This window comes from Chitinispirillales bacterium ANBcel5, assembly GCA_029688955.1.
GTDB classification, from domain to species: Bacteria; Fibrobacterota; Chitinivibrionia; order Chitinivibrionales; family Chitinispirillaceae; genus Cellulosispirillum; species Cellulosispirillum alkaliphilum.
This window is the reverse complement of record JARUKZ010000004.1, coordinates 57,287-81,639: the sequence shown is the minus strand read 5'-3', so window position 1 is coordinate 81,639 and position 24,353 is coordinate 57,287. Positions and strand designations below refer to the sequence as shown.

General features: G+C 42.8%; 16 protein-coding genes and 1 pseudogene. 8 read left to right on the top strand and 9 right to left on the bottom strand.

Translation table 11 applies throughout. The annotated features are described in order from the left end of the window. Window positions 1–21 precede the first annotated feature (21 nt). The 3 genes from QA601_03325 (at window position 22) to QA601_03315 (ending at window position 2,534) form a co-directional block, all read left to right on the top strand. A complete protein-coding gene (locus tag QA601_03325) occupies window positions 22–1,326 on the top strand; it encodes a PASTA domain-containing protein (GenBank protein ID MDG5814094.1) in 1,305 nt (434 codons plus the stop codon). 42 nt (window positions 1,327–1,368) lie between these two features. Further along, on the top strand, window positions 1,369–1,905 hold the full coding sequence (locus QA601_03320; GenBank protein MDG5814093.1) for a phage tail protein: 537 nt from the start codon (window positions 1,369–1,371) through the stop codon (window positions 1,903–1,905). Between the two features lie 107 nt (window positions 1,906–2,012). Beyond that, window positions 2,013–2,534, top strand: a complete 522-nt coding sequence (locus QA601_03315; GenBank protein MDG5814092.1) for a hypothetical protein — start codon at window positions 2,013–2,015, stop codon at window positions 2,532–2,534. Between the two features lie 9 nt (window positions 2,535–2,543). On the opposite strand, the gene QA601_03310 is transcribed toward QA601_03315, so the two are convergent. The 9 genes and pseudogenes from QA601_03310 to QA601_03270 all read right to left on the bottom strand — a co-directional run bounded on the left by QA601_03310 (window position 2,544) and on the right by QA601_03270 (window position 12,560). Continuing rightward, window positions 2,544–3,251: a hypothetical protein gene (locus tag QA601_03310; protein MDG5814091.1), complete on the bottom strand. Its 708-nt coding sequence runs from the start codon at window positions 3,249–3,251 to the stop codon at window positions 2,544–2,546. 75 nt (window positions 3,252–3,326) lie between these two features. Next, entirely contained in the window at window positions 3,327–4,520 is a 1,194-nt protein-coding gene (locus QA601_03305) for a S8 family serine peptidase (GenBank protein ID MDG5814090.1), read from the bottom strand. 597 nt (window positions 4,521–5,117) lie between these two features. Then, window positions 5,118–5,630 carry a group II intron maturase-specific domain-containing protein gene (locus QA601_03300; GenBank protein ID MDG5814089.1) on the bottom strand — a complete coding sequence of 171 codons (513 nt, stop codon included), beginning with the start codon at window positions 5,628–5,630 and terminating at the stop codon, window positions 5,118–5,120. A gap of 21 nt (window positions 5,631–5,651) precedes the next feature. Next, window positions 5,652–6,316: pseudogene (locus tag QA601_03295) on the bottom strand (reverse transcriptase domain-containing protein). Window positions 6,317–7,016: 700 nt separating this feature from the next. Then, the gene (locus QA601_03290; GenBank protein MDG5814088.1) at window positions 7,017–7,802 is read right to left on the bottom strand and encodes a dipeptide/oligopeptide/nickel ABC transporter ATP-binding protein; all 786 of its coding nucleotides are present in this window, start codon (window positions 7,800–7,802) and stop codon (window positions 7,017–7,019) included. Continuing rightward, window positions 7,792–8,832 carry an ABC transporter ATP-binding protein gene (locus QA601_03285; protein ID MDG5814087.1) on the bottom strand — a complete coding sequence of 347 codons (1,041 nt, stop codon included), beginning with the start codon at window positions 8,830–8,832 and terminating at the stop codon, window positions 7,792–7,794. The genes QA601_03290 and QA601_03285 overlap by 11 nt, the downstream gene beginning before the upstream one ends. An 8-nt stretch (window positions 8,833–8,840) precedes the next feature. Next, entirely contained in the window at window positions 8,841–9,677 is an 837-nt protein-coding gene (locus tag QA601_03280; GenBank protein ID MDG5814086.1) for an ABC transporter permease, read from the bottom strand. Window positions 9,678–9,679: 2 nt separating this feature from the next. Beyond that, complete coding sequence (locus tag QA601_03275) at window positions 9,680–10,747, bottom strand: ABC transporter permease (GenBank protein MDG5814085.1); 1,068 nt, start codon at window positions 10,745–10,747, stop codon at window positions 9,680–9,682. A 10-nt stretch (window positions 10,748–10,757) separates the two neighbouring features. Further along, entirely contained in the window at window positions 10,758–12,560 is a 1,803-nt protein-coding gene (locus tag QA601_03270) for an ABC transporter substrate-binding protein (protein ID MDG5814084.1), read from the bottom strand. 681 nt (window positions 12,561–13,241) lie between these two features. Between QA601_03270 and QA601_03265 the strand changes: the two genes are divergently transcribed. The 5 genes from QA601_03265 to QA601_03245 all read left to right on the top strand — a co-directional run bounded on the left by QA601_03265 (window position 13,242) and on the right by QA601_03245 (window position 24,342). Further along, entirely contained in the window at window positions 13,242–15,662 is a 2,421-nt protein-coding gene (locus tag QA601_03265) for a hypothetical protein (GenBank protein ID MDG5814083.1), read from the top strand. A gap of 2 nt (window positions 15,663–15,664) precedes the next feature. Further along, window positions 15,665–17,749, top strand: coding sequence for a hypothetical protein (locus tag QA601_03260; GenBank protein MDG5814082.1), 2,085 nt, complete (start codon window positions 15,665–15,667; stop codon window positions 17,747–17,749). An 18-nt stretch (window positions 17,750–17,767) separates the two neighbouring features. Beyond that, a complete protein-coding gene (locus QA601_03255; GenBank protein ID MDG5814081.1) occupies window positions 17,768–20,896 on the top strand; it encodes a carbohydrate binding domain-containing protein in 3,129 nt (1,042 codons plus the stop codon). Window positions 20,897–21,035: 139 nt separating this feature from the next. Beyond that, complete coding sequence (locus tag QA601_03250; protein ID MDG5814080.1) at window positions 21,036–21,728, top strand: hypothetical protein; 693 nt, start codon at window positions 21,036–21,038, stop codon at window positions 21,726–21,728. A gap of 739 nt (window positions 21,729–22,467) precedes the next feature. Continuing rightward, complete coding sequence (locus QA601_03245; protein ID MDG5814079.1) at window positions 22,468–24,342, top strand: DUF4914 family protein; 1,875 nt, start codon at window positions 22,468–22,470, stop codon at window positions 24,340–24,342. Window positions 24,343–24,353: the final 11 nt, after the last annotated feature.

The following is a 24,353-nucleotide window of genomic DNA, read 5'->3' as shown; positions in this document are numbered from 1 at the left end:
ACAAAAAGCTTGGAGGAATTAATGGGGCAAAGTTTTGCAATATCAGCAACTCAGACGGATGTTAAGGTTACAGGAAAAACCGAAAAAGTAAGAACCGGTTCCTGTACGTTTATTGTTACAAATACATCGGCTGTCAGCATAACCGGAAGAGTAAGAGCAGTCCCGCTGGGAGAAACTAATGCGGAGTGGTTTAAAATAGATTCAAAGAGCATTGAGCGCGACTACGAACCGAATGAATCCTATAATGTAAATGTGAATATCGAAGTTCCGCCACAGATTCCCAAAGGAACCTATCGCTTTCGGTTGGACGCATTCTCTGAGGAACACCCTCATGAGGATTATACTGAAGGTCAAACGGTCAGCATTGAAGTGGAGGAAGCACCGGAGCCTAAAACCAAACCACCCTGGTGGATATACATCGCAATCGGCGGAGCTGTACTGCTTCTGCTGATAATCATTTTATTAATTACCTGCCCGTCTCCGGAAGTCCGTGTACCAGATTTAGAAGGGATGTCTTATGAACAAGCGGCAGATTTGCTTTCGGACAGGCAGCTAAGAGACAGTCTGATCCAGACAAATTTACCGAATGATCAATCTCTGTGGATAGTAATCGATCAACGTCCGGAAGAGGGTGCATCAGTTGAGAGAAATACTGCTGTTATTGTCACAATTGGTGTAAGGGTTCCTTCGGTTGTAGGTGCAACTGAGGAGAGTGGTAGGAATCTGCTCACAGAGGCCGGTTTTGAACCGGTGTTTGGAGGACATAGAGACACAGGACAGATACCAGGCAGAATTGTCGAAACCCGACCTGAAGCCGATGAAGTAGTTGTAGCGGGCGACCAGGTCAGATATTTCGTTCGTAGAGGACCTACTGTTGATCAGGACTGCTTGGGCTTTGATAGAGAGCGCCTTGAAATACGGGATGACAACTCAAGATTTTTATTAACTCACGGTGGAAGAAGGATGAAATTGTTTGATGAAAGGAGTGATGCCGAGCGAGCTTTAGAAATTATTAACCACTATGAGATGAATTCACGTTGTTTTGTAGGACGCCCCGGACCATCAATTGAATACTGGCTAACAAACGATGTATCTCCTACTGGAAGTATCAGTGGAGAAAACTGTATCAGTTTCGATCCACAAAACCTCACGATTCTACCGGGATTTCAGGGGTTTATTCTTCTTGAAGAGAACAGAGTTATTCGCAGTTTTCCTAACCGTGAGGAGGCGGAGCTCACACGTGATATAATTCGTATGCACAGTTTTACCAACCTGTGTTTTGTTGTTCAAAGATCCAATCCCGCAATGACCTATTTTAGAAGATAAAGCTACCTATTTTGGTGACTTTTTTACTATGGAGATGACAGGGTGCAAACAAAAGAAATGTTAAATCTTCTTCCACAAATTCTACGCCAAACGGCCCACCCCGGTAGTCCTCTGGAAGCTATCCTGAAGATAATGGAAGAACTCCATAAACCGGCGGAGGAAATCTTATCCTCTCAGGATACTCTTTTCGATCCGCGCAGAACAAGGGAAAACCTGGTTACCCTTCTGGCCCACTGGATTAATCTGGAATGGCTCGTTCAAAGCTACAGCATTAACTCAGAAATATTTAGCGAAAACAGGAGTTTCTTGATTGAAAGACTCAGAGAATTGATTGCAAATGGTGCATTTCTAAGCAAATGGAGAGGAACAGCCCCTGGGTTACAGGTGTTTATATCCATTGCTCTTGGAGATGAGAGAGTTCGAGTTGTAGAACATTCAAATGAAGATGCGGATAACCCGATACCATTTCACATTGTAGTGGACATTAACAGTGCGTTTAAAAAGTTTGATAGTCTGATTCATCAAATTATAAAAAAAGAAAAGCCTATTTATGTGACTTACGAGGTGCGGTATTCTTAAGAAATGGATTCTGTACAAGATAGTATATCAACATAGTGATTTCAACCAGATGTGTATTGTAGGAGATAGGGATAATCCATCCATGACCTATTTAAGTAGAGCAACTTATGGACAATCAGAAAAAAGCAATAATTGTTCTATGCGGAATCGCTGCTGCAGTAATTATACTTTTCATAATGGGTGTTTCCATAAACATCCCGGACAGACCTGTTTCAGCCGATGACTTCGATCCACGAGATTTTCCTGTATTTGGTTTTATTTCTGACATTTTAGGACGTTTTGCCCCAAAACTACAGGAAAATGAACTTCGGCAGCTAGCATTTCCTCCACGGACATTCAGAGTAGATCCTTCGGATGAAGAGATGCGAAACGCTGAGTTCTGCGTAACCCCTCTGATACCACAGGACAGAAATGCCATGACTATCATACACTATCAGGCATCCAGAGCTGAAGACAGATTTGAAGATTTACGGAATCAAACATGTACTGTATCGGTACGAGATACAGAACGCTTTCCATCATGCTGCAACATGATTATGCTTCAAAGTTCAGGTGAGCTACGATTTACTCAGATAAGAGGAAACGTATCGGTGCGGTTAAGGGATACAGAACTTTTCGTAATCGACTAAACAGAAGTATCAGGTGAATACATTTTTCACCGACATAACCCCTCCGATCAGATACTTCACTGCCCATATGAACGCAACAATTACTACCAGGATAGCTGCAATAGCATCAGTGATGCTTACCAGAAAACCAGGTACGATTCCATGAAGAAAACTAATCACTATCCCAAGAGCCATTGAAACCAACGTTAAAATCACCAAGCTTCTGTTTTGCAAAAATCGTTGATGTGCGAATAACAGGAAAAAAGCAAATCCTATCTTCAACGCCATGATCATCGACAGTATTCCCCTGGATGTATTTATCGGAAAAGATGCATAAAGCGAGAAGTATGCAATTGTTCCAAAAATCGGAGCAAACAATAAGCTCACCATTATAATCAATTGCAATACAGCGACAATGGCTAAAACAATTGCCAGAACTATCGCAATTACAGATAATATCAGAGTGACTACTCCCTGATATTTGGCATGTATCCCATGAGTGGTTATAAGAGGTAAAAGTATCAGCACAACAGTGTAAAGAAAAAGTCCATCAAAGAGAGCCATATATCTGATAGCGAGTCCGGGGGGAACACCAGCTTCTCCAGCATCTATTAACATCTGTGAGTCAAAAAAGCTTGCAAGAAATTGTGCTAAAAAACCGGAACCAATCTGCAGTAAGAAGGCCAGTGATAAAAGGACCCCCGCTACTATGAGAAATGGAATGCGCAGTTTTTCCATTCAGTACCTCATAAAACCGAGACGACAGAGATAAAAAGGCCCCCCGGCATGGTTAGTGTGAAGACACTGGTAGCCTCAACTTTGTGGTGCCCGTATAAGACCCGCGCCCACATCAAAGGGATCAAAGTCCTCTCTCAAAGGGCTCAACTGTGAATTACCTATGAGACGGGCGGAAAGCTCCTGACAGTTTAACCTTCCAAAACGTATCATCTTTTCTGCCCAAAACGCTGCGATTCCTGCTACATGTGGAGCGGCCATACTTGTGCCATTTAATGCAACGAGTCCCCCACCGGTCTCTGCTGAAACCACATTTACGCCCGGACCACAAACATTAGCACCAGTGTTGGAGAAATTGGCAATGGTGAGTCCCCCCTGGCCTTCTCCCAGTGCTCCGACAGAGATTATACCTTCTGATATAGCTGGTGGTGCAACTGCGATCTCCCAATCAGGGTGTATTTCGCGACGACTTTCGTTACCCGCTGCAGCAATGAGAATACAAGACTGACCGAAACTGCCGTTTGCTCTGATCAGGGAGGCCAGCCTCTCAAAAAGCTGTGTATTAGCACGATAAGCCTCCAGCGCCCTGGATGTTGCAAGTTCAGCAGGATATCCCAAATCTGTAAGAGAACGTACATATCCAGGGAAATCCATACCAAGAGACATGGAGATTATATGAGCACCACTTTCTAAAGCCCACATTATTGCACTCATAATTTGCTCTGTAGATCCACCACCGTTATTACCCAGAACTTTTCCTATCAATGCTTTTTTTACCCCTTTTGCCACTCCAATTCGTATTCCTTGAATATCTCTTCCAAAAATTGTTCCCGCACAGTGAGTTCCATGTCCATTAGGGTCACCATCCCCATCTCCGGTAAAATCCCGTTGAATCAGCTGAACATCATCAAAAGCCTTGTGTTTTGAATCGATCCCAGTATCCAGAACAGCCACAACAACACCGTTACCTGAAAAGGGACAAGTGTCTGCACCTGTTGCCCTTATTCCCCATGTTACAGATTGTTCACGCATTGCTTCGCTTAACTGCACTTTCACAGGTTCAATGAGCTTCATAGGCATTACGGGAGCAAACGCTACAACATCACTGTCCCTTGAGAGCAAAGGCAGGTCCCGCGTATCCAGCTCTTCGACCTCTACAGACAGAACCGGTGGCTCCATATCACTATTTCGGCCAAAAGAGAAGGAGCCGGCAAATGGATTTCTCTTTGGCATCTGGTTTTTATTTTTGAGAATTACTTCTTTGGTTTTCATGGTAATTCCTTTGTCTATATTAACCGGATCTGATGAAACTACTTAAAGTGATGATTTTGGGTTTTCACTGCAGGGATGTAAGTGCCAGTTATGATTATCAGCAAAAAACATGCAGGAAACTGCAATATTGAAACATTTACTATGAATGAAGCAGAAGAGGTATGCGTATGCTTTGAAAATGGTACTGGTTGCCTGGTAGGCAGCAGTTTTTGTTTGAGGTTTGATTTATAGATTGGGTCTTGAGAATGAGCGGTAATACCCTTCTTACAAATCTCCTCACCGTACGCATCTGGTGAAATACGGCGTTATTTTGGGTTTAAACGTTTAATCTGAGTTGTCAGATCATATAAATCGACTTTGGCAGAGCCACTTACATCTCAGTGCTCCAAGGTCCTTTTGTGGTGCTCTATACCATCACCATTTTCCTGGACATGACAAATTTTGCTACACCAGGTTACCGTATGTTGCTGCCTCACAAACAGAGTGTTATCAATTACCTTTTTACACGTTTTATAGCTAAAAATGCCGTGCATGGCAGACCACCCTCAATCGAGTAGGCTGTGAGGATGAGGGTTTACCCTCAGCCTCATAAGCCTCTCACACCACCGTACGTACCTGTTGGTATACGGCGGTTTCTTCAAATTTCAAACGTTTGTAGTTATCCATCAAATTAAACAGGCCGATATGATAAAACCATTTGTTGTTCATTGCTTCATGAGCCTGTGGCGTAGCGGATAATCGCCACCATCCTTTACCAGACAGTGCCATTATCCAGCATTGCCATTCAGGTATTTTTCTGCTCCTGAGGAAGCGTACTATACCAATGACTCTTTTACACTGCTTCAATCTAAAGCAACGAAGACGACGTTGTAACCAGCTCGTTAGTTTTATCAATCGTCCTCTCATCTCAGCATACCTGAAGTAATACAGCCACCCCCGAAGTACAGTGTTGAGTTCTGTAATAAGGCATTGTAAGCTGATCGCACGTCTTCGACAGGTAACTTGACGCATCTTTTGCCGAAAACGCTTTTCACTTTCTTTGCTTAGAATGAGCGAACCGTCTCTGTTCAGACTGTGCCCAAGGAAATCAGTACTCCATCCCTTGCACACTCTGCTTTTCTCCCTGTTTACTCTCAGGCGAAGACGGGCCTCTATGTACTTAGTAGTACTACCCATCACCCGCAAAGCTGCCTCTTTACTTACAACAAAGATACGAAGATCATCTGCATACCGTACAAAAGTATGTCCGCGACGCTCAAGTTCCTTATCCAGCTCATCAAGCACTATGTTTGATAAAAGCGGGGATAAGGGCCTCCCTGTGGTGTTCCGCTAATCCTTTGACTAACAAAACCACCCTTCAGGATACCAGACCTGAGTATCCTGTGGATTGTCCTGAGAAGATGTTTATCTCCGATTCTGCGACTTAATAGCCACATAAGCCTTTGTTGATTGACCGTATCGAAAAACTTCTCCAGGTCAATGTCAACAATCCATTCCCGCCCTGCTCTTATGAATGCGCCCGCTGTTCTGAGTGCCTCATGAGCGGAGCGGTTTGGGCGAAACCCGTAACTGTAATCGGAGAAAATCCGCTCATATCTGGGACTCAGTACCTGCGCTATGGCCTGCTGAACCACCCGATCTATTGCTGTCGGTATGCCCAGCGTTCGTTTACCCCCGTTACTTTTGGGTATTTGCACCTCAAGCACGGCTTCTGACCGGTACTCTCCAGACAAGAGCTTGGTGCGAAGGTTTGGAGCATTTCGGGAGAACCATTCTCTCAACTCAGAGGTCTTCATCCCATCCGCTCCAGCACAACCACCATTGGATACTACTTTGCGACATGCCCGATCCAGATTACCCAAATCGGCAACATCTTCGAGTAGTCGCTTTGTCAAGACTCGTTCTTTTGCACACTCTGAAAGCCATTGCTTGCTAACCCTGCCAGTATCAGAGTCGAATACGTCTTCCCCTCTCACCGGTGGGCTACACTCCCGCCATTCTTCTGCATCCAGCAGATTTATCTGTCGTTCTACATGTTTTTCTGCAAGTATCATAGCTTTTACAGGTCTGCAACTAACTGCTTCTTGATTTGAAAATTCGGCCCTTCTCCCGTTTTCACGGCAATACTATGGCCTCTGCTGACTTCTCCACTCCTCTCGGAACGGAGACCTCCCATGGTAAGACACCCCTCTTTCAGGTAAACTTGCCGGATTTACACTGCAGGGTTACGGTCGGTTATTGGGCGTTCCAATCCATTGCTCGGTTACCCGCCTGCTATGCCTTATATCCGATTTCTTTTCGTCAAATCCACCTTTTGCCTCAGGCTTCTTTCAGTCTCTACTTCGCAGTAGCAACCTTGCCCTTTGCTACGGTTCGCAACCGACTGCGCCCGTTTGGAACTTTCATCCTATAGAGAAGTGCCATGCATGGCACACAAAAAAAGGGAGGTTGACCTATGATCACCTCCCCCTTTACTATTCTATCCAAAAGTATTATCTAAGCAGTAATCCACTCCCTGTGGATATCCGGAATATCCGAAAGAAGCTGCTTTGTGTGATCGCTTTGTGGTCTTTGGGTTACATCATCTGGAGAACCCTGTTCCACAATTTTACCCTTATGCATAATAAAGAGCCGGTCACTTACATAATAAGCAAGCCCAATATCGTGAGTAATAAATACGATTGTCATTTTGAGCTCTTCTTTAAGCTTCATAAGGTAATCGAGAATATTTGCTCTTACACAGGCATCTACCATACTGGTTGGTTCATCTGCAATAAGCACTTTTGGTCTCAGAATAAAAATTCTGGCCAGAAGCATTCTTTGCATCTGTCCGCCCGATAATTCAAAGGGATACTTACCTTCGATTTCATGAGGCTTAATATTCACAGCAAGCAGAGCCTGGTCCACTCTCTCTTCGATCTCTTTTTTAGATGGTTTTTCTTTTATGATACCAAAAGAATCTTTTAGCTGTGAGCGAATGGTAAAGAATTGATTAAAGCAACTAAAAGGGTCTTGAAACACAGGTTGCACCTCTCTCCAGTGTTCCTTTTGATCCTCAATCACTTTTCCTTTGTAGAGAAAAACACCAGATGTAGGCTTATGAAGACTAAGCATAAGTTTGGCAAGAACACTTTTGCCACATCCAGATCCCCCTACTAAAGACACAATCTCCTGATCACAGATTTTAAATGTTACATCATCTACTGCGGTGACTCTTTTTTTACCATGACCAAAAACACAGGTAACATTCTGTGCGTTAAAGATATCAGTTTCAACTGGCATAAGCACACCTCACCTGTCTGTCTGCGACAATTCGTATTTCCTGTTCTTTTCCCTTACAATCTTTTCTGGCTTCAGGGCACCTTTCTGCAAAACGGCATCCGAAAATTGGCTTTGCCAAATTGGGCGGAGCACCTTCAATTGCAACCGGTTTTCTCTGTTTCTGGCCAGGCTCAGCACTTAACATTGAACCCATAAGTGCTTTAGTATAAGGATGCCTTGGATCGAAAACGATTTGATCTGTTGTTCCCACTTCGACTAACTGCCCCGCATACATGATAGCAATACGTCCTGCCACATGGCGCAGAAGCGGTAATTCGTGAGTGATAAAGATCATACTTGAAAAGATTCCCTTGTCAAGTAGATCGAAAATCATTTTAATTACAGATTTCTGAGTCGTAACATCAAGAGCGGATGTTGGCTCATCAGCAATAACCATTTTTGGATTCAGTAGAGTAGAAATAGCTATAACTGAACGCTGACGCATTCCTGCTGTAATTTCGATAGGATAAGAGTTTAAGATACTCTGATCCATTCCAATAAGATTGAAACGATCCCTCAGCCGTTCATATAGCTCTTTTCTATTAACATTACCTTCGTGACTTGCTATCATATCTGCAGCAATGTCTTTGATTTTGCGGGTTGGATTTAGAGAATTAAACGCTCCCTGGGGAATCATAGCAACCTTTTTTGCCAACACATTTTTTCTTACATCTGCATGTGTTCTACTCATGATTGACTCACCCGCAACACGAACATCACCGGAAGTAGGATTGAGTGGTGGTATGAAAAGCCCCATACATCCATTAACCAGGGTCGATTTTCCGCAACCTGATTCACCGGCAATACCAAGCACTTCCCCTTGTTTCATAGAAAATGATACACCTGCAACGGCGGGGATTTTGTCGCCAAACCTGGTAAGGTAATGGAGGTGAAGATCATCAACCTCAAAAATTGGGGTATTCCCTCCGGAACCTACCTTTTCGGTTTTATCTCCAGGTGTTTTATTTTTTTCAATATCAGTTATCGCCATAGGATCTCCTATTTACGCAGACGTGGATTAAACACGCCCTCCATAGACGTATTAATTACATAAAGTGCAAAAGCTATCAACGTTACAAGGATAACAGCAGGAATAAATGCCCACCAAGCACCATCATTGAGCGCTTCATTTCTCATAGAATCGTTTAGAATGGTTCCAAGTGAAACAGTATCAAAGGGGCCAAGCCCAATCATACTAATCGATGCTTCAGTTAAAATGCCTGATGCAGTCTGCATGATAAATACCATAAATACATAGGATAGTAAGTAAGGCAGTATTTGTTTAAATACTATGCTTACTGTACCGGAGCCGTTGACCCTTGCAAGGCCGATATGATCTCTGCTTTTTATACTCGCAGCCTGAGCCCTGACAGCCCTTGCACTCCAGGTCCACCCCGTAAATCCAATAATTAAAGCAATGAGAGTAAGTGAACGCCCATCAGTTAACATACTGCTTATCAATATAACAATCACAAGCTGTGGAATAACCAAAACAAGATTAGTAAAAAGGTTGATTGAATCATCACGCCATCCACCTCTGTAACCGCCGTATATTCCAAGAAATGTACCTGTAAATGTTGCGATTAATCCGGCAAGAAGCCCTACATACATTGATGATCTCAATCCATCAATCAGTAATGAAACCATATCATAGCCCATATGATTGGTCCCAAGCCAGTGCTGACTATTAGGAGGCATATAGGCAGGACCTACTCTTGTTGCTATATTAATATCATAAAAGAATGGTACCACAAGAGCGATAAAAAGTGCGGTCAGAAACAGCCCCATACCAATTGAGAATGCAGGTGTTTTTAAAAGATTTTTAAGTAATTTCATTGTTATGATCCCCTTTGCCCAGCTTTTACTCGTGGGTCAAGAAACCCTATAAGTATATCTATAGAGAAGTTAGCAGCCAACACACACACTGTTACAAGGAGAGTAATTCCCTGAATGAGAGGATAATCGTTGTTTTGAATTGCATCAAGCATCCTTAAACCCAATCCGGGATATGAAAAAATCATCTCAGTAATCAAAGCTCCACCGATCATCATCCCCAGAGAAAGTGCCAGTCCGGTAAGCTGAGGCAACATTGCGTTTCTAAACATATAGTAGACAATCTTACTTTCCTTTACACCGAGCCATTTGGCATACTTGATATAATCGGTACCAAGCTCATAAATACACATTGAACGCATTCCAATTGCTTGTCCACCGGCAAGTATCATGAATATTGAGAAAAAAGGCAGTACGTAGTGGTATGCGATACTTGAGATGAAAGGCCAGTTAAATCCCTCCATCAATCCCTGCCCATAAGCGCCGATGGATGGGAAAATCTGCCAGTGAATACCAAATAAGTAAACCAAAATAAGTCCAAAGGCAAAAAACGGTACTGCACTGGTAAGAAGGCTAAGGGGGAACAGTACCTTATCAAAAACACCTCTTTTATAGGCAGCAAGTGCACCAAGTACATTACCTATAATCCATCCAAAAAGGATTGTCGGTATCTGAAGCGCAAGAGTCCAGGGAAGTGCTTCTCTGATTAATTCTGTAACCCCCCTGGGATAATTCATGAACGATGTTCCCAAATCACCCTGTAAAACCATTCCAAAATAACTGAAATACTGACTCCACAATGAAGTACTGACCGGTTGATTATTTTCATCACGAAGCACATTTCCAGCTTCGTCTACTTCAGCCAAGCCAAAGTCAATTAAAAAATCATCTTCTCTTTCTCGTGCAGTCTGAGTATCGAGTCCCTGCCCGATCTGCCCCATTATAACATCAACGGGATTTCCTGCCCCCAGACGGGGCAGGAAAAAGTTTATTGAGATCGCAACCAGAAAGGTTATAAAATACCATCCAGCGCGTAATACGATATATCTAAGTGTCGGATGTTGCTTCAGCATCAAATAACTCCTATTCTGCTGCAGAGGTTAGTTCCCATAGAATTCTTGTACCTATACCAAAGGTCAAAGGCTGTGGCGGAGCATATGGGTTCTCTGCTGTGGGGAAATTTTCCCAGTGCCGTGTACTGAAAGTGTAGTACTGTTCGGGCCTGTAAACCATAGGAAGAGTTGGCTGGTCCTTCATAAATATCCTGTTGAGTTCTCTGTAAGCAGCAACTCTTTGCTCTTTTTCAGTAAGATTAGGAATCACATTCAAGAGGCTATCAACTGCAGGATTGTAGTTTTCGCTTGAAGGATCGTTATATCTGCCCTGATTTTCATTCATCCTTTCACCTTCAGGACTCCAGTTTCTTGAAGACATAACTTCATTAAAGCGCGACCAGGGCTTTGAAGGAGTAACAGAAGTAGAAGGAGTATGCATCAGAAGATCGAACTCTCCAACAGGCATAACCTGCCAGTATTGACTCGCATCAACAAAACCTTCACGAACATCTATCCCCACAGCTCTCATACCCCTAACAGCTATACGCACCATCGATTCCCAGTCTGTCCAACCGGCTGGAGATGTTACAGATAGAGTAGGTAGTTTTTCACCATCCGGGCCTCTCATTTCAACCAGATTCCCATTATCATCAAACTCTGAGGTATATCCGGCATCTGCAAGAATCTGTTTTGCTTTTTCAGGGTTGTAATAAGTCCCAAGTTCTTCAATATCTTCTTCTGAGAAATATGGCTCTTCGATTCCAAAAGGCAAAACCAAACCGGCTTTTAATTCCGGGCTGTAACCAGAAACAGCAAGTTCACGAATATCTTCGTAGTTTATAGCAAATGCCATTGCTCTTCGTACATTTCTGTCTGCAAGATGATGGCGGTTATTATTGATCATAAGCATAGGTATTGAAGCAGGCAGGTAATATGGCTCTTCATCATACCATGTCGCTATCTGATGTCTAAACCTCTGCTGAATTCTTGGGATGAAAGTTGAAGTAAAATCAAGATTACCCTGATTCAGCGCAACACCAAAAGCATCATTACTTCTGTAGATTGGATGAATTATAAACTTTGGTTGTGGAAGACGACCGTCAAACAGTGCTTCATTACCCCAGTAGTCTTCCCTACGCTCTAAAACGATTCTTTCGCTGCTGTAGCTGTGCAGATTATAGGGTCCCGAAATCACAGGATTTTCATCGAACTTTTTTTCCTGAATTGAGCGAAATTCATCAACCTGTGCAAGTTCCGCTTCAAACACGTGTTTAGGGATAATACGAACAGACTGCAGAAAGTCCATTACAACGAGAGGATTATTGCGCTCTTCATTGATATAGAAGCTTACTCGTTCGAAGCCTTCTTCCGTTTCTTCGTCTATAATTGTATCAATTTTGACCTCAGAGATGTAATCAAGAACAAAACGGGTCGGAGCACTTCTGTACTCTCTGCTAAGATCGTAAGTGAATTTTACATCAGCTGCAGTAAGCGGCTCTCCATCGCTCCATTGTGCACGAGAGTCCATGATTACAGAGACTTTTTCATCAGAACTTTCAACCGATTTGGCGAGAAGTGGTTCCATTTCACCGCTTAAAGAATTAAATGCCATGAGTGGTTCATACATTAAATTATAATTACCACCTACAGGAAAATCTGGCATATTTGAAAGAGGGTTAAAGGTATTTGGACCACCCCACTGAGATCCTGCAAGATAAAGAGTCTTTGAACGGGGAAAAGCAGCATCTCCTCCACAATGAAAAGATACAAGGCCGCATAATAATGCGCCGACCAGAAAAAACTTATACGCTGGTAATTTTTTTAGATTCATTCAGTATCCCCTTTTCAGGTTTCAGTATAAAAGATTTAAATCGTTTTCCGATTTGCCAAAAAACCCAATATATATCTAGGTGGAAAATATCATATGGTTATTTCTTTGGCAAACAAATTTGAGAGAATCATTTCTTCGTTTAATAGTAACCTATATATATTATTGAATAGTGTTTTTTTGTGGGTTTTGACCATAATTCAGCTATATCTAAGCCTCTGTTTTCGATTTTCCCGCAAATGGATCCCAAATTAAAAAATATTGATTTTTCTCTGCTTTGATTTCAATAATAAATTTGAATATAGTTAGAATGCGCAGGAGCTAATAAGAAATAAGATAGTAATACACTAAAATTACCCTAATATAGTTCCCCTTTTTAGCAGCTTAATACTTATTATAACCATCGATAGGGAAATGTTTGTCTTGTTTGAAATTATTTTAAACCTTTTTAATGAATTTAATTATATTAGACATAATTGTAATAACATTTAGGTGAAGGTTTGGGCAGTATAACACTATGCAGTATATCATAATAACGAGCAGGTACGTTCTCTTTTCTAAGGGCTTAAATAGCAGAAGTAGTAAGCAGTCCCCTATCACTTGAACGGCAATTTTATTTCAGTCACTAAAAAAAAACAGAACACAATTAACTAATCCTATAACCGGTTTTATATGGAGGTCCGTTTGATTAAACTGATTCATCGCTTAAGTAGCATAGTAGCTGTTACTATCGCTCTGGGGGCGGGGATGCAACGAGCTCATGCTCAGTCCGTTCCTATCTCAGAACGAATAGACAGCCTTTCGAGTTCGGTGGATAGGTTAGAATCCAAAGTTCTCTCAACGTACGTATTTGGCGGCTCCAGCCCTATCTCCTTTTCCGGAGAAGCTCGTTTTAATACGCGTTTTCACAATGCGACTGTTTACCCTGATTACATGTCTCAGGACAACACATACCTGCAGTCTGGTTGGGGCGGCAACGAAAACCTATTCCGTCTGGGTATGACTGTACGACCTGGTAGAAACACTGTTTTATACTCCAGGATCGGTTTTCAGCACACATTCACCGGAATAACCGGATCTGATAGCCATCGTATTGGTACCGGGCTCCATGACAAAGACGGACATGCTGCCGCTATTCATGAAGACATGAATGCAGGACTTGCAGTCAGAACAATCCCAGCATCTTTTTGGGTTAGAATGGGTAATACCATCTGGACAGAGGCTTCACCTCTTACAATCTGGAAAGCTCAACCACGTAACTTTGCCTGGGAATTTCTGCCTTTTGAGGTCGAACAGCCGGTAGCCAGATTCTATGAGTATAATATCGCAAGGGGAGTTAGAACCGGACGCGCCGCATGGAACAAAAAACCGTTTAATGGTTTCAACCTTGAAAGTATAATGCTTCCTGGCGACATTTACTTTAATTTTGTCTACGGAACTTTTGAGCGTTTCGACAACTTTGAACGTGAATACATTGAAATGGCCGATAGATCCTATGCCGGGGACGATACTCCATACAAATCTCATGGTGTTGGTGATTCCTACAGAAAAGCTCTTCACACAAGAATAGCATCCCGCAATCTTCTTGGAGATCTAAATATCGGTGCAAACTACCTTGGCATTCTCTATAATGAAGATGTTATCTATACTACAAATGATGAGAGAGGGAACGTTTTCAAAAATCATTTTAGGATTGGTACCATAAATCCCGGTGCAGATATTGGCACTAGACTCGCTCATAAATATATCTACGATGAAGACGGCAACTTGCTCTCAGCAGGAAGAGGTTTTTATAAAGAACCAAAAGTCTTTTCTCTTGATCTTAAAGGCAACATCACCGATAACATCTCTCTTCATACCGACTTTGCACTTGGAAAGATTGATACTACCTGGAAAATTTCCAATGCAGAGGGTATAATAGACAGTTCCAAACAAACATCTTCAGATTTAACTCCAGCCTTTTATGCACAGTTTGACGTTGATGGGAGATTGCCATTCCAACTCGATCTGGCTTATATAAGTCCTGGATTTTACTCACCATTTTCCTTTGCAACACCAGTAGATGGTTTCTACGCATTTGGCTCAAATATGGTGGGACCGGGGAAATTCATTGGCCGAGGTGAAGGTTCTCCATACACTCAAAATATGGCCGGTGCACAAGTTACCTTAAACCCCGACTTTGGTGGGTATGGTCATTTCAGAGTTAAATACGGCCAGCATTTTCAGATCGATCCATCAAAAGATGTACTCTACTTCCCCTATCGACTGAACAGCCCCGACCTGTATCCGGTTTTCCAGTCTTCATACAACAGATGGGGTAATAATCTTCTCGACCATTCACTTGATAATAAATACAACAAGCGTCTTGGCGATGAATCTTTTGCTTTCCGCACTGAATACCTAAACCCGGTTGGACACCATGGTGGCGGACTAAGAGCTGATTTTATGTCCGTGTACAATGGATTTGCCGCCTATGACAATGCAAAACAAGTCGAACTGAACAGTAGATTTGGCGGTGATCGTAGCATTGTTACTCAGGAAAACGATACCCTCATGGCCTATTCTACTGTTTTTAACGAGTCAGCCATTTACTTAGGTGAAGATGATACAATCTATACCAACACCTCTTTTGTACCAGAAAACAGGAAGTTTACCTTCAATCTTGAGGCAGATATAGCTTACTGTATCAGTAGACTGGTTGGTTACAACAACGATCTGTTTGTTGGTGGATACGCGGCCATTAACGGAGTTTCTCGTTCATTCTCTTTACTTGAATTCAATGACAAGTCGGAAGAATCTTTACTTTGGTCTTTTTACCTAAGATTGGAACCAGCCATTGCAATTACCAACAACTTCTACATACTTGGTCTTTTTGGTTTAGAAAACTGGCGCTCCCAAAAAGCATGGATGCACCTAAATAATGAGTTCGTTAACGTTCCTATAAACTTCGTAGACAGGGCGTATGGTATCGGCTTCGACCTTGGCATGCTCGAAAGAGTTTGGCTCAATGGTAGATTCAAATACATGACTCATGAAGATAAAGAATTTAGCGATAATAATTGGAAAATGCCAGTTGTAACCCTTGAACTAAAAACATGGTTTTAAAAATGAATACAGTAAAAAACAGACATAACTACAATAATCATCTCAGTAAAGAAAGGCTTAACATTATGAGAAAGGTTCTCATTCTCGCTCTTGTAATAAGTATGAGTACGTGGGCGGCAAGCGACACTGAAGAGCGCCTTGACCAGTTGGAAAGTACGGTCAATAGTGTACTCTCCAAAGCCGGCATCCATTTTGGTGGTGAATTCAGATCTCAGTTCCTAAATTCCAGAATAAGTGACGGCAGCGACCTGGCAAACGAAAATGCCAGAAAAAGTGAAGGTATTTCTTTCACATCGGTTGATTTTGATATTACTGCACGTCCCAATACTGCTCTGGGAGCTCGGGCTATGTTTCGCATGCACCAGGACTGGAGAAACTTCTTCGGTGATCCTTCAAACCCAATTTTTACACGTTGGATCAGTGTTGATGGTTCTGTTCTAAACAACATGATAGGATATTCTGCTGGTCATTTCCATAAACGTATCAGCCCGTTAACTGTTTGGAGCCCCGATATGGAGATCCTCTTTGAGCCGGAAGTATTCGCTCAAATGCGTGAAATTGCAATGGGAGAGGAATTTTTGGGGAATAATATGAGAGTATTACCTGGTATTGACCTAAGAGCCGATGTACAGCTTTATCCTATTGTTGACCGTGTACACCTAAACTTCTTTGGTTCAAGACTTCGCAGCTCAGGTACAACAGAGAGCACAGTTACTCATGAACCAGCACAAATGGATAAATATGCACTGGGATCAAATCTCGAAATCGATGTTAACCGCGGCCTTGGTTTCGGACTTACTTATATGAATATATTTGATAATCACAGGTCAGCCCATGGTAATGTCAGAGTAGACACCCAACACACCCGTATTACTGTTGGCCGCGCCAATGCAACTAATGCTCTGTTTATGCCTGATGACCTTATAAATTTTGGGGTTGAGCTTGAAGGTGCATTTTCTGTCGACTCTAGCTACAGAACTTCTTATTTTGCTAACGGTATCAGAAGGTCTAAAAAAACAGAAGAAGTATTCATTGATGATACAACTTCAGTTTCTGTTCCATTGCCTACTACCGAAGGATTAGCATTCAATGCAAATGTTTTTGGCCGTATTGATCTTGGTAACAGCACCTTCAGGGCCTCGGGTGGTTTTCTCTACAATGAAGAAGGCTTTCGTAACGACCTTGCACAAAGCCCTTCTTTCATTGGTACAAGACCTATCCTGCATAGCGGTAATAACACTCCGGAACTGTATAACATTTTCGATGCAATGTATAGAAATGTGTTTAAGTATGCATCCGATGGTACTGGCGGATACACAGACCGTCGTCCTGTACAAAAGTTATCCTACACCAGTTCTATTTTAACTCAGGATGAGGCCCTTAGAAATAACATTCACCGCCATCTTACTGAGGAGGAGATCAATTCTCTTAATCACGAAGGTATTGATAGCGAATTGAAAGCTAGCCCCTGGGGACTTAACCCCTATACACAGCTTACTCTTCCTTATGGACTTGCTACACCCGACCGTCAGGGTATAAAGGGGTCTTTTGGAGTTTCTTTACTGGACAGAGCGCTTCAGCTAAAAAGTAATTTTCATTCCCTTAAATCCATTAGCAGGGAAAGTATAGAAATAGAGGAGGGTGTAGTTCTTGAGTTCCCTGAAGTTGAATTTATCGACTTTCAAATCGGCGGAAGTTTTGATGTTTCCAGTGTAACTAACCTGGACAGACATTTCATTATCGGTGCAACCTTTAACCACTCTGAAGCAAAACAACCAGGGGCACATGGCTTAGAAGGAACTTCATGGACCAACAATTTGGTCGGTTTGGATCTGAACTGGAATTTCTTCCAACGATTCAGCCTTCTTGGCGGAATGATGTTTTTGGTTTCTGATTATGATTACATTACTGGTGAAGATGCTACCGAAACCCAGTCAATTCTTTCAGGTGGCCTGCGTTATGAAGTTACCGAAGGTGGCTCTCTTACCGCTCTTTTCACCAGCACAAACAAAGAACTTAAAGTAGGTGATGATAAATCTGACGCAAGTTTTATACAACCAGAACTATTCTTAACTGTTTCATTTTAACCGTAAGGGACGAGTTTTATGAAAAAACGATTCAACTCTCTGTTACTGCTTGTTCTGGGTGCCGCAATTCTTATTGGTTGCGGTGTTCAGCTCCAAACGACTTCGCCTGATGCAGAAGATGCTTCAGGTGCTGTACCAGCTTCAGAAGGAAATGTGGTCTACCGTTTCTTTGATGATGATTTTATTTCCGGTGGATTTGAATACCACTATCCCGATGAATCAAGAGTATGGATTCCCGAGGAATCAGGACATACCGGTGAAGTAGCACTTCAGTTTGATCTTGATGCTTCAGACTTTTCCGGTGGTGCTGTATGTCTCTGGAATATGACCTATAACCTTGAACCTCTCTACGAAACCGGAGCACTTCAGTTCTGGATCAAAGGGAAAAACGGTGGTGAAATAGCAACTGCTGGTCTGGTAGATAATGAAGCCAACAATGGTAAAAAAACTGTTGTTCGTCTTCCTATTAACCAATACGGTGGTATCACCGATGAATGGACACAGATTACTATACCACTTAGAGACTTCGGTCGTCGTGGTGTGTACTGGGATCCAAGAAACGAGGTTGAAGTACCAGAACCTTTTCAGTGGGATCTTGTTGAAGAATTTCGTATCGAAATTAAAGCTAACGAAAACCCAGAATTTACTGTTTGGGTTGAAGACATCTTTATCGTAAGTGATGCTGTCGAACCAACTGAAATGGTTGAAGTAGAGTACTGGGATCAGCGTGAAGAGTCTATCCCTTCCATCCCTTCTGATAAGCCAGAAACCGAAGTTTTTGCAACTTTCACCGATGGTGATGTGCCAGCTGGGGGATTTGCCTACGTTTATGGTGGACAGACTGCATACAATGTCCAGACCACTCCAGACGGTGACGCAGTTTTTACCAGTTATCTCGATGGAACCGACTGGTCAGGTGTTACAATCTCTCTTGGCTCAAGAACTATCGATCTTTCAGACTACCGTGATGACGGTACTGCAGGTCTGGCGTTCTGGGCAAAGGGTGGTCCGGGAACAAGTACTATCCATTTAGGTCTGCTCGATGATGAAAGCAACGGTCATAAAACTCAAACACGAGTTTTACTTGGTGACTACGGACCAATCGAAGAAGAGTGGAACTACTTCATGATCCCTATCCGTCAGTTTATCGATCAGGGAAGATACTGGTGTGATGAAGCCGGTTCTGAACTTATCGCACAGATGGACTGGGAAAACATCAACGAACTTAGATTCTCTGTTGGTGTTGGAGAAAACGATGTTGCAGAGGATGATCCGGTAATTCTTTTTGTAAGTGATGTTACTTTCATTGAAGAAATTCCTGATTATATTAACCCTGACGATTACTGGGATGCATTCGACTCTGATGCACCAGATCACATGCTTCACGATTTTGAAAGTGAAATCGACAAAGTGTGGACCACCTCTACAGGACCAAAATCAACCGTTAGTTTTGACTTCGTAGAATCTGGCGCTGAAGATGGCGGCAGTTATGCCCTTGAAATCAATTACAGACTTTCAGACTGGGTAGATGTTCTCTACAACTATGAAGAAAACAATCGTCCTGCTGAAGACCGCGACTGGACAAACCACTATGGTCTGAAGTTCGACTTTTACACAGAAAGAGCGTACCAGGCTGTTAATGTGCAGGTACACGATGCCGGTAACGAAATCTGGATCGCTTCTGCTGGTGGCGAGCGCGGATGGAGCGAAGTAGTTGTTCCTTTTAGAAACTTCTACAAGTTCCCACATTACCAACCACCAGACTCTGAACAGAACGGCGTGTTTAACCTCGATAACATCATAATTCTCGATTTTAAACCTGCAGGTGAAGGTACCAGCCACACTTTCAAAATCGACAACGTTCGTCTCACCAATGACAGAGAAGCAAGAAGAGAGCCTGTGCCTGAACAGATTGCTGTTAACATCACAGGTGATTTCAACAACGTAGTTACTGAAGATATCAATGAAGGTATTTTTGGTATCAATGCAGCTCTTTGGGATGGTGACCTTCTTCTTCCTGAAACTAAGGAATATGTATCAGCGGTTAACCATCATGTGCTTCGCTATCCCGGTGGTCTTCGTGCAGACGACGACAACTGGAAAGAAGTTCTCGCCGCACAGGACTGGATGGTCGATACTGATCAGTTCCTCGAATTCTGTCGCGAGACAAATACTGAAGCTATGATCACCGTAAACTTCGGTAGCGGTACAGTTGAAGACGCAGCAGACTGGGTCCGTCATCATAACGTAGATAATGATGACAATGTAAGGTTCTGGGAAGTCGGAAACGAACTCTACGGTGACTGGCATCCACACCAGACCACTGCAGAGGACTACGGAAGACGTACACGTGAGTTCATTAAAGCAATGAAAGAAGTTGATCCTTCTATCCTCGTAACCTTCGTTGGTGTTCTTGATGGTGACTGGAACAGAGTTGTTCTTGAACATGTAGGCGATATCGCTGATGGTATCAATGTTCACCACTATCCACAGACTACCGGTGAAGAAAATGATGCATTGTTGCTCTCATCACCTCAAACTCTCGATGACATTATTCCTAATGTTCGCAGACAGCTTGAAGAATGGGGTGAACCTGGAAGAGACTACGAAATCTGGCTCACAGAATGGAACTCTGTTGATTTCGAACCAGGACCACAGACACTCTCCATCGTAAACGGTCTCTTTGTTGCCGATTACCTCGGTATGCTTGCACGACACAATATCGAACAGGCTTCATACTGGGATATCCATAACGATGTAACCGAACAGGGTGGAGACTATGGATACCTTTCACGTACCGGAGCACCTGATGGCTGTAATGTTCCAAGACCTTCTTACTGGGCTTTCAAACTTGCAAGCCACAGCATCGGTCGTGGTCAGCTGCTCGAAACTGAAGTTGATAACCACAACGTAACAAGCTACCTGTCTAACGACAATGGTCGCAAGTCACTCATGCTTATCAACAAATACCCAGAAACCCGTGCAGATGTTTCAGTGAACATCCCTGGTTTCGAAGGTAGTGCTACCAAGCAGCTCCTTACCTCTGAAAGTGGTATTCCAGGACCTTCTAAAGAGTCGATCAATGTGACTTCAGAGTTTGATATTTCTCTGCCGCCATATTCGATCACTACTATTACTCTCGACTAACTCGGGTTTTTGACTCGTATGTCTACGGGCAGCCCAAAAGGCTGCCCTTTTTTTGTTTACTCCCCCCCCCTTTTTTTATGCTAATACTACCCTCCATTATGTATTTAATATCATTAATCCTGAATTTAGAGGTATGATTTTGAGTACTTCAGTAGCTACATTTATTGCACAAACAATTATCGGGGCTTTTTCCAATACCAATAAGCCTGTTGCATTCATTGCTGTTGGCGGGCCTGGGGGCACGGGAAAATCATCTCTCTCCAAAAGAATCAATGCATTGTTATCCCCAAGCATTATACTGACGCTCGATGATTATAAATTCCCCAGAGCTAAACGTCACACAACAGGCCTTCTGGGCGCCCACCCTAAGGCTAATGATTGCCAACTCATCAAGGAGCACCTTCAAGCCCTCTCTGTTGGTCAAACAATAGATAAACCAGTCTACAACGCTGTTACCGGCACTGCCGATAAAACAGTAAGCTTCACACCAAAGCGGTTTGTTATCATCGATGGAGAGATCTCTACCTATCCCCAATTCAGCAGTTTTATAGATTTATCGATTTTTATCGATTCATCACTACGCACGCAACTAAAAACAAGACTTCTGCGCGACACAACTCAACGTAAGTATTCAGTAAAAAAGGCTATCACAACGTTTTGGCAGAGTAATGTTTGTGAGTTCAGGAAGTTTGGGCTTTCAGGTCGTGACACTGCTGATCTGCTTCTGTTTTGCAATCATGACTATACTCTTGAAGTTAAATCCTTCCCCAAAAAATTTGCAATGCTCCTGAATAAAGCCACACCCCTGTTACCCCAGCAAAACAGGTCCTAACAAATCTACTCTTTCCCGAACAACCTTTTTCCAAAGCGACCACAATAAGAAAGGTACTTTTACTGTAATAAAAGTTATGCGCCAGGAGTATACAATCATCAATAAAACTGGAAACCTTCCAAAAGGACCGTTTTTTAATTCAGAAATCATCTATGCCATAAGCTAGGTATGAAAAAGAGTACATGGGAAAAGGTCCTGATGAAACAAGAACCTACAGTATCGAAGATACCACATTTGGGCACCTTAAGGGAGATCTAACTCCAGCCAGAAAAACAGTTGGCCAAACTTGATGACCAAAAGGGCATATTACTGAGCTAAAAGGTTCGTCTTGAATTACTGGAAAAGGCACGCCCTCCCCGCTTGAGAAGATTATTGGGGATATAACGCGCTGCAAAGTAATTATCTTACACTGATTTAAGCACCATTAGCGGTGAACGAGTATACATTTTAACCCTGAATAACTCTTTAAATGTTTAGCTACCCAATAAACAAGCGCTCTGTTTATTCTTGACTATAACCTTGGAAATCTTTATTTTTTACTGGCTATAGTGGATGCAAATGGGGTGATTTGAATAATTAAGCATCACATAGGCTGGCAGAGCACTCTGCAGTACAATGGCTTTGCTGGCTTTTTTTTTGAAAAGTCAGCAATAAGTAACAAAACAAATATAAGAAGGATGGTGTTCTATAAGGGTATCAATCCACTATTGTATTTCTCACATTCTCAGAAGAGAGGCACATGAAAACAATTAATTTGAGCAAAGATTGGCATCAACTAAACGTACCAAAACCGGTAGTCGATATACTGGAAAACTGTAAAAGTATTACCTTTCCTGCTAATCGGGATGAATTGCTTGAGCTCGCCATGGGAGGTAAAGGAAATACAACATTCGATGTCTCTTATGATGTTAAAGGACAAGGAAAAGTAGTTGAAGCCAGCGTAGCGAAATGTAAAAACGGCCTTTCCGTAAACTACCATGAAACCTATATGCGTCGCCGTGACCCTGACTGTATGGTTGTAGGTGACGAAAAACCCTCTGATAAGGTTCGTTTTGAGAAACGTTTTGGATATAAATTTGATCCCCTCAAAGAAGAAACATTCGCCTGGTTAAAAGAGCAGGATCTCGCTGTTACCGCGTTCACTCTCGGTGAGAGTAATTACGGAGCAATAATGATAGCCCCTAAAAACGCAGGTTTTTTCATTGGAGGATTAGCTGATCTTCAGGGCATGCTCGATCCCGGTGAGATTCCTGAAAATTTTGATGTACGCTGTGTTCTTTATATCGCGCCACCTTTTCGCCATACTCACTTCTCCGGCAAACAGGTTGTGGTCCATAACCGGCTGGATGGCACCCATGAAATCTTCTCCTATAACCTCTATCCGGGACCAAGTGCCAAAAAGGGTGTTTATGGGGCACTGCTCACTATTGGGGAATGCGAAAAATGGCTCACGCTTCACGCCAGCACAGTTCAGGTAGTAACACCATACGACAACACAACCACTATAATGCATGAAGGTGCCAGTGGTAGTGGAAAGAGTGAAATGCTTGAACAAGCTCATCGAGAAGAAGATGGACGTATTTTGATGGGAGAGAATGTCACCAACGGAGAAAAACGATATCTCTCGCTTAATCAAACCTGCACACTGCAACCTGTGACCGATGATATGGCTATGTGTCCCCATGAAGCCCAGGACGGTAAAGGTTATATCATGGCATGTGACGCAGAACAGGCCTGGTTTGTCCGTCTTAACCATATTGGACGTTACGGAACAGATCCTAATCTCGAAAAAATCACTATTCATCCCAAAGAACCTTTGATATTCTTAAGCATAGATGCTGTACCGGGTTCATCATGCCTTATTTGGGACCACGTTGAGGATAGTCCGGGAATACCTTGTCCAAACCCAAGAGTAATTCTGCCCAGACGCGTGGTTCCTGACAGTGTAGATGGGGTTGTAGAGGTTAATATACGCAACTTCGGTATACGTACTCCCCCCTGCACAAAAGAAACTCCATCTTATGGTGTGGTTGGATTTCTTCACATTCTTCCACCTGCGCTTGGATGGCTGTGGAGACTGGTTTCACCCAGAGGTCATGCAAACCCAAGTATCACCGAAACAGACGTGATGACCAGTGAAGGTGTGGGTTCATACTGGCCATTTGCAACCGGATTATATGTCGACCACGCAAACCTTCTTCTACGACAGATCCAGTCTGCACCCGATGTACGCTATACCCTTACTCCAAACCAGCATGTCGGAGCATACCGGGTATCATTTAACCCACAGTGGGTCGCACGGGAGTATCTGGCAAGAAGAGGTATGGCACGCTTTAAGCCTGAACAGCTTATCGCTTCACGCAGCTCTATTTTGGGGTATACTCTGCAGTCTATGCAAATCGAGGGTACACCAATACCACACGATCTCCTCAGAGTAGATGAGCAACCAGAGGTCGGTACTGAAGGTTTCGATGCCGGGGCTGAAATTCTGCGTAACTTTTTCATCAAAGAGATTGAGAAGTTCAATACTCCAAAACTCGATAAAGCAGGACGCAAAATCATCGAATGCTGCATGGATAACGGTACTCTTGCAGACTTTGAAAAACTGGTTTAATCCGAAAGCTT

Bases quoted from the DNA above. Each gene is read 5' to 3' on its own strand.
- QA601_03270 (MDG5814084.1), bottom strand. From the start codon at position 12,560: ATGAATCTAAAAAAATTACCAGCGTATAAGTTTTTTCTGGTCGGCGCA.
- QA601_03285 (MDG5814087.1), bottom strand. From the start codon at position 8,832: ATGGCGATAACTGATATTGAAAAAAATAAAACACCTGGAGATAAAACC.
- QA601_03305 (MDG5814090.1), bottom strand. From the start codon at position 4,520: ATGAAAACCAAAGAAGTAATTCTCAAAAATAAAAACCAGATGCCAAAG.
- QA601_03260 (MDG5814082.1), top strand. From the start codon at position 15,665: ATGAATACAGTAAAAAACAGACATAACTACAATAATCATCTCAGTAAA.
- QA601_03290 (MDG5814088.1), bottom strand. From the start codon at position 7,802: ATGCCAGTTGAAACTGATATCTTTAACGCACAGAATGTTACCTGTGTT.
- QA601_03255 (MDG5814081.1), top strand. From the start codon at position 17,768: ATGAAAAAACGATTCAACTCTCTGTTACTGCTTGTTCTGGGTGCCGCA.
- QA601_03280 (MDG5814086.1), bottom strand. From the start codon at position 9,677: ATGAAATTACTTAAAAATCTTTTAAAAACACCTGCATTCTCAATTGGT.
- QA601_03245 (MDG5814079.1), top strand. From the start codon at position 22,468: ATGAAAACAATTAATTTGAGCAAAGATTGGCATCAACTAAACGTACCA.
- QA601_03325 (MDG5814094.1), top strand. From the start codon at position 22: ATGGGGCAAAGTTTTGCAATATCAGCAACTCAGACGGATGTTAAGGTT.
- QA601_03275 (MDG5814085.1), bottom strand. From the start codon at position 10,747: ATGCTGAAGCAACATCCGACACTTAGATATATCGTATTACGCGCTGGA.
- QA601_03315 (MDG5814092.1), top strand. From the start codon at position 2,013: ATGGACAATCAGAAAAAAGCAATAATTGTTCTATGCGGAATCGCTGCT.
- QA601_03310 (MDG5814091.1), bottom strand. From the start codon at position 3,251: ATGGAAAAACTGCGCATTCCATTTCTCATAGTAGCGGGGGTCCTTTTA.